This is a genomic window from Aliidiomarina haloalkalitolerans (assembly GCF_003987315.1).
Classification (GTDB): domain Bacteria; phylum Pseudomonadota; class Gammaproteobacteria; order Enterobacterales; family Alteromonadaceae; genus Aliidiomarina; species Aliidiomarina haloalkalitolerans.
The window spans coordinates 104,430-119,056 of record NZ_PIPI01000001.1; the positions used below are offsets into that span (position 1 = coordinate 104,430).

Genomic DNA, 14,627 nt, shown 5'->3' on the forward strand with positions numbered 1-14,627 from the left:
AGAGGTTCCTTAATAGCTGCGAATCAGTTGAAAGGCTTGGTGCAACAGGGCCGGGTCTTTACGACCGGGCGCGCGTTCGAAGCCAGAATTTAAATCGAGTGCGTAGCATTGATGAGCAAGTGCTGCGCACAAATTATCGAGATTGAGGCCACCGGCAAGAATGACTTTACCGGCAACTTCCGGTGTCAGCGTCGACCAGTCAAAAGCTTGGCCGCTGCCGCCTTGGCCGTTATCCACTAAGTAACGGTCAACGGCTGAATTTGGACTCATGACCATTGCGTTTAATGTGCTCATGGTCGTTGCTAGGTCGCCACGCACGGCAAGGTGCAAACGAATGTGTGCGGGCAATGCGCGTTTTAGTTCGGCAATTGCATCTGTTTGCTCAAGCGCAAGATCGTGCACTTGTACCGCATGCAGTGGTAGTTGTTGACACAATGCAACGACTGCAGCGTTCATTGCTGCGCTATCGTCATAGTCGTTGGCGCTGATCACGGCGGTATAGCGCACATGGCGAACCTGACTAATGGTTTGCGCTTCGGCAAGGGTGACGCGTCGAGGTGAGCGCTGCGCAAAAATCAAACCTAAAGCGCTGGCGCCTGCATCACGAGCGGCAAACGCGTGTTCAATACAGGTGATGCCACACACTTTATTGGTACCGTAAATAAGCTCGCGGCAGGCCAGGTCAATGTCAGCTTCGGCGGTCAGTGAACCACCGACTAAAAAGGCATCGACATGGGGGGCAATCGCGCGCACTTGTTGGTGATTCTCGATACCTGACTCGGCAATAATCAAGGCGTTACTGTGTGCTTGTGGTGCCAGTTCTTGACTGCGATTTAGATCCATCGACATATCGCGCAGATTGCGATGGTTAATGCCGATAATCTTAGCCCCAAGTGTATTTGCACGTTGCATTTCGTTGCTATCACTGACCTCGGTCAGGATATGCAAGCCAAGTGATTCGGCATAGGTTGCCAGTTCTTGATAGGTGGCATCATCAAGTACCGAGAGCATGAGCAGGATGGCGTCGGCACCATAGTAGCGCGCAAGCGCAACTTGGTAGGTGGAAAAGATAAAGTCTTTGCACAGCACAGGGCAATGCACCTGCTGGCTAACCGCTTGCAGGTAACTAAAGTCGCCGTGAAAGAAGTCCGGCTCAGTTAACACCGAAATCGCCGCAGCGTAACTTTGATAAATCCGAGCAATGGCAACCGGATCAAAATCAGCGCGAATCACGCCTTTCGATGGTGAGGCCTTTTTACACTCGAGAATAAACTGGGTATTACCCTGCGCTAGAGCCGCATGGAAATCGCGCACGGGTCGTGTACTGGCAGTCGCAAGCCGGTGGGCTTCGGCTTCTGGCAATTGTTGTTGCAGCTCGCTTAAGCGTATCTGGCGCTGCTCAACGATGGTGCGCAGAATCGATGGTGTATCCTCCGGCATGAACTGCAGGTTTGCATCACTCATTTAACAAAGGCCTCCTGCAAAGCTTGGACATGGCGGGCAACGTTGCCGCTACGAATGTGATCGAGGCTCTCAGCGCAAGCTTCTTTTAATGTGGCTGCAGCGCCGGTTAAATAGCGCACCGCAGCGGTATTCATGGCAATGGCGTCGCGCTGCTCAGCAACGCCTTCACCGCGGAATACGGCCTGTAATAAACGTGCATTGTGTTCGGCGTCACCACCTTTCAGTCTGTCAATACTCGCACGCTGCAAGCCGAAATCTTCTGGCGTTAAGCTATATTCAAGGAGGTCGCTACCATTTACCTCGACAACTTGCGTCGCACCATGCAGCGCAAACTCGTCTAAGCCATTACCATGTACGACCATTGCACGCTCACAGCCGAGCATTTGCAAGGTTTCAGCTAATGGGCGGCACAGCTCAGGCGTGTAAACGCCTAATAACTGAGCGCTCGGACGGGCTGGATTAATTAACGGCCCGAGGAGATTGAACAAGGTTCGCGTTTTCAACTCTTGGCGGACGGGCATGGCATAGCGTACGCCCGGATGATAGTGCGGTGCAAACAAAAAGCAAAAGCCAAAACGATCAAGTAAGTCTTTGTTCTCGTCAGGTGACAAATCAAGTGGAATGCCCATCGACTCCAGCACGTCGGCAGAGCCGGAACGGGATGAAACGCTGCGATTACCGTGTTTGGCGATTTTCATGCCCATACTCGCACAGACTAAAGCAGCTGCCGTGGAAATATTTATGGTATTGCTGCCATCGCCACCGGTACCGCAGGTGTCGGCGACTGGGTAATCCAGGGCTGGAAAGGCTTTACTGCCAGCTAATAAGGCTTTTGCTGCGCCGGCGATTTCCGCTGGGGTTTCACCGCGTACTTTTAAGGCGACGAGAATGGCGGCGATTTGGTTTTGGGTCAGTTGGCCACGAATTAAATACTGAAATAATTTTTCTGTTTCAGTAACGGACAAACATTCTCGGTTCAGTAATTTATGCAACTCACGCATGTGCAGCTCCTTTCGTGGCTGAGGGGTTAGCTGATGCTAGTTCGGATGAAACGGGTTGGGCTAAAAATTCAATACTTTGTTTCAGCAACTGGGTGCCGGCAGTCGTCATAATCGACTCTGGATGAAATTGAAAGCCGAGCACGCGATCGGTGTTTGCAGCAATAGCCATGGGAATCTGTTGCACACTGGCAATGACCTCCAACGATGACGGCACACGGATCGCTTGCAATGAGTGGTAACGAGCAACCGGGAGAGGTTGCGGTAAATTGGTGAAAATCGGATGCGGCTGACAATCCATCAGGCTGGTTTTCCCATGCATGGTTTCATGGCAACGGTCGACCACACCGCCGTACAACTCAACTAAAGCTTGGAAGCCTAAGCAAATGCCAAGCATAGGATATTTACCTTGGGCATAACGAATGACTTCGGGCATACAACCCGCTTGGCTCGGGTGACCTGGGCCGGGTGACAAGCATAAAATCACCGGACCTTGCGCGGCACAGGTTTCGAGACGTTGAATAACCGTCGCTGCACTAACGGTATTGCGGTAAATATCGAGGCTGTATCCAAGTTGTTTAAACTCGTCGACGAGGTTGTAGGTAAAACTGTCGACGTTGTCGATAAAAATAATGTGACCAGTCATGACATTGCCTCCTGCAGCTGATTCGCACGGACAATGGCTGCGATAACCGCGCTGGCTTTCTGTTCGGTTTCGTTCACTTCAGCCTCGGTGTTGGAGTCGAAGACCACACCAGCTCCGGCTTGTACAATGGCTTTTTGATTCTTAACGAATGCGGAACGAATCACAATACATGTGTCCATATCACCTTGGCCGGTTAAATAGCCAACCGCACCGCCATAACTTCCGCGCCGACTTTGTTCGGCTTGACGAATGAGGGTTGCGGCACTGACTTTTGGCGCACCAACTAGGGTGCCCATGTTCATGCAGGCGCGATACGCGTCGAGGGCATCTAAGTCTTCGCGCAAGGTTGCAACGACACGCGAAACCAAATGCATGACGTGAGAGTAGCGGTCGACTTTGAGTAAGTCAGCGACATAACGACTGCCGACCGTGGCAATGCGAGCTAAGTCATTGCGGGCAAGGTCAACCAGCATCATGTGCTCAGACATTTCTTTTGTGTCTTGGCGCAAGGCCAATTCAATTCGTGAGTCTTGGTCGGCCAGTATCGTTCCGTCTGCTGCGCGAGCCCGCGGGCGGGTTCCGGCAATCGGATAAAGCTCGACTTGGCGAGTGGCAGCGGAAAACTTCAGTGCTGACTCCGGCGAAGCGCCAAATAGTTCAAAGTCGAGGGTTTTCACATAAAACATGTATGGGCTTGGGTTGCTTTCCTTCAAGGCTGCATAACTGGCGAGTGCACCTTGGCACGGCAGATGAAATTCGCGCGCAGGAACCACCTGAAAAATATCACCCGCACGGATATGCTCTTTCATATCCTCGACAATTTCGGCATAGCGCGGTCGGTCTGGCTGGCTGAAATAATTCTTAAAATCAACGGGCTGGGTGGGTAGTTTGGTTGGCTGTGGTGCGCGTTGTGGTTGTTGTAAACGAGCCATCAGCTCACCAATCCGTTGACAAACCTGCTGGTGGCGCAGCGAAAATTGGTCGCCACCAGGAACAACACCGATAATGTCAGTCGACTGCGCTTGGTGATCAATGACCACTAAGGTTTCAGCGAGATAAAACTGATAATCCGGGCAGTCATTATTGCCTTCTGCAACATCAGGGAGTTGCTCGAAGGTGGCGAGAAGGTCATAGGCAAAGACCCCCGCAAGAAAAATCGCAAACGGTTGGTCGGTTAGGTTGTTGAGCTGCTGCTGCAGGACTCGCAACGGCGTTAAGTTACCGGGTTGCTTGAGGCGTTCGTCTTCAGTGGCCTGGGTTTCCGCCGCTGGAAAGGTGAGGCGCAAGTGACCGTCAGTGGCTGTGTTGGTCTTAATTCCCGGAACCTGCTCGGAGAGTGTCTCGTTCAACCATGGGATTAAAATTTCGCCATTGGCTGAACATGCACTGATGTCGACTTGATGACCGCGACAGACAATTCGTAATGCGGGGTCGACCAATAACAAACTTTTTAAGTTGGTGCGTGAGTTAATCTCCGCAGATTCGAGCAAAATATGCTCGCGACTGCTGTCGGCGAGACAACGGAGTACTTCGACGGGGTCAGCTTGGTAACGGGTATTCAGTGAAACTGAAAAAATATCACCGAGCTTGGGTATTTCTGGTTGTTGACCTGACATTCGGTTCATCCTGCAAAACTAAACGATTTTGGGTTTGGTACTGCTGATTGCGGGATGTAAAAAAACAAGCCCGCTGGTTCGCAGCGGGCTTATCGGTTTCTAAGCTGTCATATGAAAAGACACAGACAACAACGACCACTTACCCGCATGGGAAGTGCCACCACCAACGGTGCATGGTATTGCTTTGAGCAAAGCGTAAAGTCGTCATGTTTCGGTCCTTTCTTTCTCACTTGGAAACATTTTTTTGAGTTGTTACAAACCTTGTTTAATTCAAGACATGAATGCTGTAACACGTCGACTGCTAGAGCGCTGGTACGACTGAGTGAACAGACAAAAGGTTATACAACTTAAATAATCTTGTATGTCAAAAATAAACAGTTGCACCTTAAAACGACTTCTCGATAGTGTCAATATTAATTTTGACATTTTTCTTCGGCTTTAGTGGTAAACTTCAGCTTATAAGCAATTTATTTTGAGTGTATGTATGAGTGGGAACGCAACAGCGACAAAAATAGATCTACATTGTCACACAACCATGTCTGATGGTGAGTTAACGCCAGCGGAATTGGTGTTGCGGGCGAGCGTGATGCAAGTGGATGTCTTGGCGATTACCGACCATGACTCGGTGGCCGGCTGGCCAGCGGCTTGTGCTGCGCAAGCGAGAGTTGCGCCGCGTATGAAATTAATTCCTGGCGTCGAAATAAGTACCCGCTGGCAAGGCTTTGAAATTCACATATTAGGCTGGAATTTTGATCCAGAGCACCCTGAGCTGACCGCTTTATTGGCACGCCAACAAGCCTGTCGCAAGGAACGTGCTGAGGCAATTCGTGAGAAATTAATTAAGCAAGGCATTGCCAGCAATGACTTGCCTGTAGTTGCTGGCGACTCAGCCGCTGTTTTGACCCGTTTGCACTTTGCTGAAGCTTTAGAGCGTCATGGTTATGTGAGTGACGTTCAGCAAGCGTTTGACCGCTACCTCGGCAAAGGCCAGTGTGCTTATGTTGCACCAAATTGGTGCAGTATCGAAGAAGCGGTGACCGCTATTCGAGCTGCGAGTGGTTCGTCTTCGATTGCTCATCCGTTGGCTTATGATCTCAGCAACAAATGGCTGCGCAAACTCGTTATTGAATTTAAAGAAAATGGCGGTGACGCCCTTGAAGTCAGTATGTCGCAACAAGGGCCAGCACAACGGCAATGGTTAACTGAATTAGCGACGGACTATGAGCTACTCGGAAGCGTTGGCTCAGACTTTCACAAGCCCAGTCGATTTCGAGAGCTGGGGCGTAATTTAAATTTGCCAGAAAGTGTTCAGCCGGTCTGGTATGACTGGGCAAATATGCAATAATGACCAAGCATTTAAGTGAGTTAGAAAGTCAAAAGGGGACGTCCTTCATGAGTCAGTTTTTTCAGGTTCATCCAGATAATCCGCAAGTGCGGTTGTTGCAGCAAGCTGCTGACATAGTGCGCGCCGGTGGGGTGATCGTGTATCCGACCGACTCGGGTTACGCATTGGGCTGTCAGATACAGAATAAAGATGCGGTTGAGCGTATTTTGCGCATTCGTCAGCTCGGAAGCGAACATAACTTTACCTTGGTTTGCCGGGACCTTTCCGAGTTGTCAATTTATGCCAAAGTTGGCAATCAGGCATTTCGTTTGTTGAAGAATAATACGCCGGGCCCGTACACCTTTGTGTTGCGCGGTACGAAAGAAGTGCCGAAGCGTTTATTAAATCCGAAACGTAAAACGATTGGTTTGCGGGTGCCCGATAATCGAATTGCTCAAGGTTTGTTGGCTGAGCTGAACGAGCCATTGATGTCGACGACCATGATTTTTCCGGGCGAGGAGTTTGCCGAGCCCGATCCATACGAAATTCGCTTACGGTTAGAAAAGTTGGTCGACCTCATTATCGACGGTGGCCACTTGATGGAGAAGCCAACCACGGTTGTGGATATGGTCGACGACGAGATTGAAGTGATTCGGGTTGGTGAAGGCGATCCATCGCCGTTTAATTAAGGCATGGGTTGATGAGTGCTCGAGCAAGAGCAAGATTGATTTTCAGTGGATAGTCATTTGGCAGAAATAGAAACCATAACGGATGAACAAGCAATGATTGACACCCAGCACTCATTACCGCTGGGTTTTGTCCGTGGTGAACCCATTTTTGATCAGCCCGAAGACTTATATATTCCGCCGGAAGCATTGGAGCTCATGCTGGATTTATTTTGCGGGCCAATGGACTTGCTGCTGTATCTGATTCGCCGGCAAAAAATGGATATTCTTGATCTGCCGATTTTGAAAATTACCGAGCAGTACATGGTCTACGTGGACATGATGCGCGAGCTCAAGTTGGAGTTGGCGGCGGACTATTTATTAATGGCAGCTATGCTCGCTGAAATTAAAAGCCGCATGTTGTTGCCACAGAAGCACGATGATGACGACGACGAGGGTGACCCGCGCGCCGAATTGGTGCGGCGTTTACAGGAGTACGAAATTGTTCGTGCTGGTGCCCAACAACTGGATGAACAGCCGCAGCAAGAACGTGATTATTTTGTTGCTCAGGCGTACACCGACGCACGTGACTTTGCGGGGCAAACGCCCGCGGAGGTTTCTTTAGAGGAATTAGGCTTGGCGTTGGCAAAAGTGATGCAGCTTGTGGAAGTGCAAGCGCATCATCAAATTAAACGCGAGCACTTGTCGACCCGCGAACGAATGTCGATTATTCTCAGTCGGCTCGACGACCAAGGAAGTTTAGAGTTTCAACAGCTGTTTTCACCAGAGGAAGGGCGCTCCGGTGTTGTAGTGAGCTTTTTAGCCTTATTGGAATTGAATAAAGAAGGCTTGATTGTATTGACGCAAGCGGAAAACTTTTCGCAACTATACGTGCGGAAAGCGACACGGGTCGATGCAAGCCCATGGCAACAGGACGAATCGCGTGATTTCTGAACAGCAGCTCAAACAACTTATTGAAGCCGCGGTTTTTACTGCGGAACAACCTGTGACTGTCGACCAATTGTTGTCGGGGGTATTGGCGAATTTTTCGTTAAACCGACCGCGAGTGCGCCAAGCGCTTGAAGCACTACAAAATGATTATCGCGACCGCGGTATTGAGTTAGTCGAGGTCGCATCTGGCTATCGTTTTCAAACTCGGGCTGAATTAGCGCCGGCACTGGTACATATGTGGCCAGAGCGGGCGCCTCGCTATTCAGCTGCCTTGCTTGAGACCTTGGCGCTGATTGCGTGGCGACAACCGGTTACGCGCGGTGAAATTGAAGCAGTACGTGGGGTGTCAGTTAGCACCCAGATTATGAAAACCTTGCAAGAACGGGGCTGGGTGAAAATCGTCGGACACAAAGAAGTGCCCGGTCGGCCAGCGCTTTATGCAACAACGAAAGCATTTTTAGATTATTTCTCGTTAACGTCTATCAGTGATCTGCCTGCTTTAGCACAAGAGCGGCCAGAATTGATTGATGTTGACGAGGCAGCTGCGCCACAAAGTGGCCAAGCCGAGTTACTTACAGACACGCGGGAGCGTGACGCAGAAGAGGAAACCAAAGCGTGAAAGAGACCGAAAAGTTACAAAAAGTGTTAGCACGGTCAGGGCATGGCTCACGACGTGAAATTGAAGCCTTAATTAGTGAAGGGCGGATTCGCGTAAACGACCATATTGCCACATTAGGTGAGCGAGTCGAACCTGATGCCGTGATTCGCATTGACGGTCATAAAGTGAAAACGCGCGACGCTGAAGAGCAGCATTGTCGGGTTTTGTTGTACCACAAGCCGGAAGGCGAGTTGGTGACCCGCAAGGACCCAGAAGGGCGTGCGACGGTATACGAGCGTTTACCACCACTTAGTGGTGCGCGCTGGATTGCAATTGGTCGACTCGATATCAATACCTCGGGACTTTTGCTTATGACAACCGATGGTGAACTTGCCAATCGGATGATGCACCCCAGTTACGAAGTTGAGCGTGAATACGCTGTACGGGTGTTTGGCGAAGTAACCGAGAGCCAGATTCAAAAACTGCTGAAGGGTGTTGAGCTAGAAGACGGCATGGCACGCTTCAAGAAGATTCGTCGCCGTGGTGGCGAAGGTTTGAACCAGTGGTTCCACGTTATTTTGACTGAAGGACGCAACCGTGAAGTTCGGCGCCTGTGGGCGTCGCAAGGCTTAACGGTTAGTCGCTTGATTCGAGTGCGCATGGGTGAACTGACACTGCCGAAAGGGCTAGTGCAAGGCGGCTGGATGGAGCTGCCAATGACCGATGTGAACTATTTGCGCAAGCTGGTGGAACTGGATCCGATTGAGTCGGCACCAGTGATTACCATTGAAGATCAAGAGCGGGCGTTGAAGCGCGCACGTAAAGCTCAGCGCAAACGGCACAATCAGCGCCCTGAGCGCAGCGATAAAAAACATGAGCGCGGTGATCGAAAGCCTGAGCGCGGCGATAAAAAGCCTGAGCGGGCGGCAAATAAAAAACATGAGCGGTCAGAAGGTGCTGGCAAAACCGGGGCAAAAAAACCGCAAAACGCGCGCGGTGGTAAAAAGCCGAACACAGCGAAAAAGCCAACGCGAGCGGGTAGTGGGCGTGCAGCGCCAAGCAGTGGCGAAGCTGCTAGCAAGCGCGAAGCTCCGCGAAAAAAAGATACCAAACGTAGTCATGGGAAGGGTCAGCAGTAATGTTAGCAACAGAGTGGCAAGCAGCAGCAAGTGTTTGGTTACGTTGGCCAAGTCGTAGCGATATTTGGCCGCAGCGAGGCGCTGCTGCGCAAGATGAATTATGTGGCTTAATTCAAGCGCTCATTGAACGCCAAGTACCGGTTAATTTGCAAGTACAACCGGCCAGTTTTACTGACGCAGAAACGCGTCTGCGTGAACAGCTTGGGCAACTTGCTGATGCTGCATTATTGAAGCTGCATGAATGTGACTTTGGTGAGATTTGGTTGCGTGATTGCGCGCCATTCTTGACCAAAGCTGCAAGCGGAGAATGGCAGGCGTTGGCCTATGAATTTGATGGCTGGGGCGGCATTGATGACCAATTTGCCAAAGATTTACAAGCGCGCGACTGGCTTGCCGAAGCCCTGCAACTACCGCTGACATCGCGTTCAATGGTGCTTGAAGGTGGTGCGATTCATCATGACGGTGAAGGCACCGCACTGTTATGCACCGGGAGCATTCTTTACCGTCAGGGTAACCAAGGCCTAACAGCGAAAGTGTTGGCAGAAGAGTTAAAAGAGTCGCTCGGCTTGAGTACGATTTTAACCCTCCCTGGACGCCTAAATGCCGATGAAACCGGTGGCCACGTTGATAATTTGGCTTGCTTTGTTCGCCCCGGTGAAGTGGTGATGGCGATGACTCAAGACGCCTCGCATCCAGATTACGCAACCTGTCGGCGAGTGTATGACTATTTACAGGAAGCTCGTGATGCACAAGGCCGGCCACTGAAAATTCATACGTTGCCTTTACCGCGTTCACCGCGTTTGTCGGCGGCGGAAGGTGCCAGCATCGAACACCGCCATGGAATTCGCAAACGTATTGCCGGTATGGCCTTGATGGCGACCTACGTGAACTTTTTACGGGTTGAATTGCCTGACCAGAAGCTGATTATTTTGCCAGGTTTTGGTTTACCAACCGATGAGCAAGCACAACGACAAATGCAGGCAATCATGCCTGATCACGAAGTGTTGGTGCTGCCAGCTCGGGCATTAGTTGTTGGCGGTGGCGCTTGGCACTGCGCAAGTTTTGTTGCGCCGATTTAAGTTCAGGGGCCGATATTAGGAAAACTGTTCACTCATATTGAGTCCTTTCGGGCAATGGAATGTTTGTCGGCAGCTGTGTCGATAACGAGGAGAAAAGTCATGAAACAACGTTTGGTGGTTTTATTAGGCCTTGCTTTACCTTTATTAGCAGCGTGTCAGCCGGTCTCTCAGTCCGAAACGACGAGTGAAACAGCGTATATTGAAGTGCAAGGAACGGGTGTGGCATTAGCGGTTCCGGATCGGGTCAGCATGGTCTTCGTTATTGAAGCCGAAGGTGATGACCTGGTGGCACTGAAGCAACAAGTGGATCGCACGACTGTGAGCATGCTTGATTTGTTTACCGCCATGGATATTCCGCGTCAGCAAATTCGCTCGTGGCAAGTGAGCGTACAACCGCAATACCACTACCTCGAACGGGAACGGGTGTTTGCGGGCTATTCGGTTTCACGCGACCTACAAGTCACGTTCGACGAAGTAGACCGCTTTGATGAGATTCTCGACACTGCCTTGCAAGCGGGTATTGGCAATCTGAGCCGAGTGAATTTTTCCGTCTCTGAACCAGCGCCATTGCATGCTGAAGCACGCGCTGCTGCCATTGAACATGCACGCTCGAAAGCCGAACAAATGGCGACGCTAGCGGGTCGCAAGTTAGGCCCAGCGGTGCAAGTTCGCGAACAAGGCGGTCATGCTGAGCGCATTTTAGTGACGGGTTCACGGATGATGGCGGCGGATACAAGTGCGACAGAAGCGGGTGAGCAAGAGATTCGCGCGCAAGTGTTTATTCGCTTTGCACTTGTTGATTGATTTCTGTTAGGACGCGTTGCTGCGAATCACTGCCGCGAATAGCTGCAAACGAGAATGGCCGCCAAATCTATGCTTAGGCGGTGTTGAGAATGAAGTGTTGCGTATGATCAGACAGCCGAAAGATCCGGAAGACGAAACAGTTATTGAACAGCGGGCTGTGCAGCTGTTGAGTCGGCGCGAGCAGAGTGAGTATGAGTTGGTGCAAAAGCTCTGCCAACGCGGCTTTGCAAAAGAAGCCGTGCAGCGTGTGGTGGCGAAACTGCAAGAGCGCCGTTGGCAGTCTGATCAACGTTTTGCTGAGATGTTTTATCGCAGTCGTGTCGAACAAGGCCATGGGCCGATAAAAATTAAAGCAGAAATGCAACAGCGGGGAATTGCGGCAGCAACCATCGACAAGATATTTAGCAGTGCTGAAACGGACTGGGTGGCGTTGGCGACTGACCGCTATTTACGTAAATTCGGAGCGGCTAAACTGAGCCAGCTGGAACCAAAAGAGCGAGCAAAACGCCAACGTTTTTTGGCGCAACGTGGCTTTAGCGCAAATCACGTGTATGCAGCTGAAGCAGCCGTTCAGGAAAGCCTCGAGAATGCCGACTAAGCGGCTGTTTTCTCGCTCGCCGCTATGCTAATCTTTACCCCCTGATAAAATACAAACCAACGTAAATCAATGCTAACCGAGAGCAGGAAACACGTTTTATGAGTATGAGTAGTGCCGAAATTCGAACGGCGTTTTTAGAGTTCTTCAAAGAGCGCGGCCACCAAATCGTGCCAAGTTCGTCCCTAATTCCAGGTAACGATGCGACGTTGTTATTCACCAACGCCGGCATGGTGCCGTTTAAAGACGTGTTTTTAGGCACTGATAAGCGTGACTATACGCGAGCAACAAGCTCACAGCGTTGCGTGCGCGCAGGTGGTAAGCATAACGATCTCGAGAACGTTGGTTATACAGCACGCCATCATACTTTCTTTGAAATGCTTGGAAATTTCAGTTTCGGTGATTATTTCAAACGTGAAGCCATTGGTTATGCATGGACGTTCTTAACCGAGACCTTGCAGTTACCGAAGGAAAAGCTTTGGGTGACTGTGTTCGAAGAAGATGACGAAGCTTACGAGATTTGGGCAAAAGAAATCGGCGTGCCGGAAGATCGGATTAGCCGCATTGGTGCCAAAGATAACTTTTGGCAAATGGGCGATACGGGCCCATGTGGTCCGTGCTCGGAGATTTTCTATGACCACGGTGAAGACGTGTGGGGCGGCCCTCCGGGTACTCCGGAAGAAGACGGTGACCGTTACATTGAAATTTGGAACCTCGTATTCATGCAGTACAACCGTCAAGCAGACGGGACGCTCGATCCACTGCCGAAGCCGTCAGTCGACACCGGTATGGGGTTAGAGCGGATTGCTGCGGTATTACAACATGTGCATTCAAACTACGAAACCGACACGTTTGTTGCCCTAATTAAAGCGGCCGCAGCAGCGGTCGGTACGGAAGATTTGCAAGCGCAATCATTACGTGTCATTGCCGACCATATTCGCTCGTGTTCGTTCTTGATTGCTGATGGCGTGTTGCCTTCCAATGAAGGCCGCGGTTATGTGCTGCGGCGGATTATTCGCCGAGCTGTCCGACATGGCTCGAAACTGGGCGCTGAAGGCCCATTCTTCCATAGCTTAGTAGCTGAACTGGTGCGCTTGATGGGCGACGCTTATCCAGAGTTAGTCAGTGCACAAGGGCGAATTGAGAAAGCACTCTTGCAAGAAGAGCAACAGTTCGCGCGCACCTTACAGCGTGGCATGAGCTTGCTTGAAGATGCAGTTGCCGACCTCCCCGAAGGCGGCGTGCTCGCCGGTGACGTCGTGTTTAAACTGTATGACACCTATGGCTTCCCATATGACTTAACTGCAGATATTTTGCGTGAGCGTGGCTTTGGCCTCGACCAAGCCGGCTTTGAAGCCGCCATGGCCGAGCAGCGTGCACGTGCGCAACAAGCGTCGCAGTTTGGTGAAGACTACAATGCGCGTTTAAGTGCCGAAACGACAAGTTCGTTCTCTGGTTACAGTGAATACGAAGGCCAAGCGACGATTACCGAAATTTTCCGCGATGGCGAAGCGGTGCAAACTTTAGCGGCGGGTGAAGCCGGTATTGTGGTCTTAGACCAAACGCCTTTCTACGCGGAAAGTGGTGGTCAGGTCGGTGACGTTGGTGTCTTTGAAATTGATGGTGAGCCAGTGTTTACCGTCAATGACACGCAGTATATTGGCAAGGCAATCGCGCATCACGGTGTGAGCGATGTTGAACTGACAGTAGGGCAGTCTTTGACGGCGGTTGTTGACGATGAGCGCCGTTGGGCGATTCGCCGCAACCACTCAGCAACGCATTTAATTCACGCGGCGCTGCGGAATATTTTGGGTGACCACGTTGCTCAGAAAGGCTCGTTGGTTGATGAACAACGTTTGCGTTTCGATTTTGCCCATCCACAAGCGGTAAGCAACGACGAACTGCGGGCAATTGAAGCACAAGTGAACGAACAGATTCGTTTGAACTTGCCACTGACGACCGATTTGTTGCCGATTGAAGAAGCGAAAGCTCGTGGTGCCATGGCGTTGTTTGGCGAGAAATACGACGACGAAGTGCGCGTGGTGCAAATGGGTGATTATTCGCTCGAGCTGTGCGGCGGTACGCATGTTAATCGCACCGGCGATATTGGTAGTTTCCGGGTTACCACGGAGGCAGGTATTGCTTCTGGTGTGCGTCGTATTGAAGCGGTAACCGGCGCTGGCGCAGTGGCCTATACGCAAGCACAGCAACAACAGTTACAAAAGGTTGCAGGTTTATTTAAAGCCGATCCAGCCGCAGTGAGCGAACGCATTGAACAAATGCTCGCCCGCCAAAAGCAGTTGGAGAAAGAATTGGCTGAGCTGCAACGGCAGATGTCACAGCAAGCTGGCGCGTCATTGATTGACAGTGCGCAAGAGGTTGCTGGTGTGAAAGCGATTATTGCCGAAGTGACCAATACTGAAGCAAAAGCCTTACGGGAAATGGTCGACGACCTGAAAAACCGGTTAGGTTCAGGTATTGTCTGTCTTGGTTTACGCCAAGGCGATAAAGTTAGCTTAATTGTTGGCGTAACCAATGACCTCACCAAGCAGGTAAAAGCCGGTGAGTTGGTGAATTTTATCGCCAACCAAGTGGGCGGTAAGGGCGGTGGTCGTCCTGACATGGCTCAGGCTGGTGGTACTGACGCAAGTCAGTTAGATGCAGCGTTGGCGAGCGTGACGCCGTGGCTGCATGAAAAATTAAGTTAATTGCATAAAAGCTGAGCCTCTGGTTCAGCTTTTTTCTAAT

General features: G+C 51.0%; 13 protein-coding genes. 9 read left to right on the forward strand and 4 right to left on the reverse strand.

Features of this window, described 5'->3' with window-relative positions:
• Window positions 1-9: 9 nt before the first annotated feature.
• Genes trpCF through CWE06_RS00575 form a run of 4 tightly spaced genes read right to left on the reverse strand, consistent with a single transcriptional unit; the run spans window position 10 to window position 4,724 of the window.
• The gene (trpCF, locus tag CWE06_RS00560; RefSeq protein WP_198679001.1) at window positions 10-1,464 is read right to left on the reverse strand and encodes a bifunctional indole-3-glycerol-phosphate synthase TrpC/phosphoribosylanthranilate isomerase TrpF; all 1,455 of its coding nucleotides are present in this window, start codon (window positions 1,462-1,464) and stop codon (window positions 10-12) included.
• Complete coding sequence (gene trpD, locus CWE06_RS00565) at window positions 1,461-2,465, reverse strand: anthranilate phosphoribosyltransferase (protein ID WP_126790371.1); 1,005 nt, start codon at window positions 2,463-2,465, stop codon at window positions 1,461-1,463. Before trpD ends, trpCF begins: the two co-directional genes overlap by 4 nt.
• Window positions 2,458-3,108, reverse strand: a complete 651-nt coding sequence (locus CWE06_RS00570; RefSeq protein WP_126790372.1) for an aminodeoxychorismate/anthranilate synthase component II — start codon at window positions 3,106-3,108, stop codon at window positions 2,458-2,460. Before CWE06_RS00570 ends, trpD begins: the two co-directional genes overlap by 8 nt.
• Window positions 3,105-4,724: an anthranilate synthase component 1 gene (locus CWE06_RS00575; RefSeq protein ID WP_126790373.1), complete on the reverse strand. Its 1,620-nt coding sequence runs from the start codon at window positions 4,722-4,724 to the stop codon at window positions 3,105-3,107. The genes CWE06_RS00570 and CWE06_RS00575 overlap by 4 nt, the downstream gene beginning before the upstream one ends.
• Before the next feature lie 484 nt (window positions 4,725-5,208).
• Between CWE06_RS00575 and CWE06_RS00580 the strand changes: the two genes are divergently transcribed.
• The 9 genes from CWE06_RS00580 to alaS all read left to right on the forward strand — a co-directional run bounded on the left by CWE06_RS00580 (window position 5,209) and on the right by alaS (window position 14,587).
• Window positions 5,209-6,069: a PHP domain-containing protein gene (locus CWE06_RS00580; protein ID WP_126790374.1), complete on the forward strand. Its 861-nt coding sequence runs from the start codon at window positions 5,209-5,211 to the stop codon at window positions 6,067-6,069.
• A gap of 47 nt (window positions 6,070-6,116) precedes the next feature.
• Window positions 6,117-6,737, forward strand: a complete 621-nt coding sequence (locus CWE06_RS00585) for an L-threonylcarbamoyladenylate synthase (RefSeq protein WP_126790375.1) — start codon at window positions 6,117-6,119, stop codon at window positions 6,735-6,737.
• A 93-nt stretch (window positions 6,738-6,830) separates the two neighbouring features.
• Window positions 6,831-7,667, forward strand: coding sequence for a segregation and condensation protein A (locus CWE06_RS00590; protein ID WP_198679023.1), 837 nt, complete (start codon window positions 6,831-6,833; stop codon window positions 7,665-7,667).
• Entirely contained in the window at window positions 7,627-8,283 is a 657-nt protein-coding gene (scpB, locus tag CWE06_RS00595; protein WP_126790376.1) for an SMC-Scp complex subunit ScpB, read from the forward strand. Before CWE06_RS00590 ends, scpB begins: the two co-directional genes overlap by 41 nt.
• Window positions 8,280-9,401, forward strand: coding sequence for a 23S rRNA pseudouridine(2605) synthase RluB (gene rluB / locus CWE06_RS00600; RefSeq protein WP_126790377.1), 1,122 nt, complete (start codon window positions 8,280-8,282; stop codon window positions 9,399-9,401). The genes scpB and rluB overlap by 4 nt, the downstream gene beginning before the upstream one ends.
• Window positions 9,401-10,480, forward strand: coding sequence for an agmatine deiminase family protein (locus CWE06_RS00605; protein ID WP_126790378.1), 1,080 nt, complete (start codon window positions 9,401-9,403; stop codon window positions 10,478-10,480). The genes rluB and CWE06_RS00605 overlap by 1 nt, the downstream gene beginning before the upstream one ends.
• A gap of 99 nt (window positions 10,481-10,579) precedes the next feature.
• Window positions 10,580-11,284 (forward strand): SIMPL domain-containing protein, encoded by a 705-nt coding sequence (locus CWE06_RS00610; RefSeq protein WP_157981099.1) that lies wholly within the window; start codon window positions 10,580-10,582, stop codon window positions 11,282-11,284.
• 103 nt (window positions 11,285-11,387) lie between these two features.
• Window positions 11,388-11,882 carry a regulatory protein RecX gene (locus tag CWE06_RS00615; protein WP_126790380.1) on the forward strand — a complete coding sequence of 165 codons (495 nt, stop codon included), beginning with the start codon at window positions 11,388-11,390 and terminating at the stop codon, window positions 11,880-11,882.
• 98 nt (window positions 11,883-11,980) lie between these two features.
• Window positions 11,981-14,587 carry an alanine--tRNA ligase gene (gene alaS / locus CWE06_RS00620; RefSeq protein WP_126790381.1) on the forward strand — a complete coding sequence of 869 codons (2,607 nt, stop codon included), beginning with the start codon at window positions 11,981-11,983 and terminating at the stop codon, window positions 14,585-14,587.
• Window positions 14,588-14,627: the final 40 nt, after the last annotated feature.

Bases quoted from the DNA above. Each gene is read 5' to 3' on its own strand.
- CWE06_RS00585 (WP_126790375.1), top strand. From the start codon at position 6,117: ATGAGTCAGTTTTTTCAGGTTCATCCAGATAATCCGCAAGTGCGGTTG.
- CWE06_RS00590 (WP_198679023.1), top strand. From the start codon at position 6,831: ATGATTGACACCCAGCACTCATTACCGCTGGGTTTTGTCCGTGGTGAA.
- CWE06_RS00610 (WP_157981099.1), top strand. From the start codon at position 10,580: ATGAAACAACGTTTGGTGGTTTTATTAGGCCTTGCTTTACCTTTATTA.
- CWE06_RS00570 (WP_126790372.1), bottom strand. From the start codon at position 3,108: ATGACTGGTCACATTATTTTTATCGACAACGTCGACAGTTTTACCTAC.
- CWE06_RS00580 (WP_126790374.1), top strand. From the start codon at position 5,209: ATGAGTGGGAACGCAACAGCGACAAAAATAGATCTACATTGTCACACA.
- trpCF (WP_198679001.1), bottom strand. From the start codon at position 1,464: ATGAGTGATGCAAACCTGCAGTTCATGCCGGAGGATACACCATCGATT.
- CWE06_RS00605 (WP_126790378.1), top strand. From the start codon at position 9,401: ATGTTAGCAACAGAGTGGCAAGCAGCAGCAAGTGTTTGGTTACGTTGG.
- scpB (WP_126790376.1), top strand. From the start codon at position 7,627: ATGCAAGCCCATGGCAACAGGACGAATCGCGTGATTTCTGAACAGCAG.
- CWE06_RS00575 (WP_126790373.1), bottom strand. From the start codon at position 4,724: ATGTCAGGTCAACAACCAGAAATACCCAAGCTCGGTGATATTTTTTCA.
- CWE06_RS00615 (WP_126790380.1), top strand. From the start codon at position 11,388: ATGATCAGACAGCCGAAAGATCCGGAAGACGAAACAGTTATTGAACAG.
- alaS (WP_126790381.1), top strand. From the start codon at position 11,981: ATGAGTATGAGTAGTGCCGAAATTCGAACGGCGTTTTTAGAGTTCTTC.
- trpD (WP_126790371.1), bottom strand. From the start codon at position 2,465: ATGCGTGAGTTGCATAAATTACTGAACCGAGAATGTTTGTCCGTTACT.